This window comes from Bradyrhizobium sp. MI1.3, from assembly GCF_055811695.1.
This window is the reverse complement of sequence record NZ_JBVVPQ010000266.1, coordinates 1-432: the sequence shown is the minus strand read 5'-3', so window position 1 is coordinate 432 and position 432 is coordinate 1. Positions and strand designations below refer to the sequence as shown.

The 432-nt window shown below is 62.3% G+C and carries 1 pseudogene; it reads right to left on the bottom strand.

Features of this window, described 5'->3' with window-relative positions:
* A pseudogene (locus tag AC0L3A_RS40965) lies at nucleotides 1-432 on the bottom strand (ISL3 family transposase); the annotation flags it as partial.

The window sequence follows — 432 nt, the reverse complement described above, 5'->3', positions numbered from 1 at the left end:
TTCTTTCGGATCATCGCGTGGAAGCGGCCAACGAGAGCTTGGGCATCGGCCAGCATAGGAACGTTTTGTTCGATGACGGCAAGCGTGACGGTCTCGGCCTTGGTTAGGTGGTCGCGCTTGGTCGTCATCAGCTGCGCTATCGTCCTGGCGGCGGGGACCTTCTGCAATTGTTGATGGCTGATAGTCTCGGCACGCCGCCGTCGCGTCGCCCATTCCGCCACCACGCGCAGCGATCCCTTGAAGCCTTGTCCCTTCAAACGGCGCCAGAGTTCGGCACCGTTGCGACAGCCGCCTGACCACTGCGCGTCCAGGAACGGCAGATGCCCGTCCAGGGTGCTTTGACGGGCGCGGAACATATCCGTACCGCCGCCGCGGCTAATTTGGCGAACCAGATTGCGACTATGTCCTGTGCGGCGGACGATCTCCTTGAGC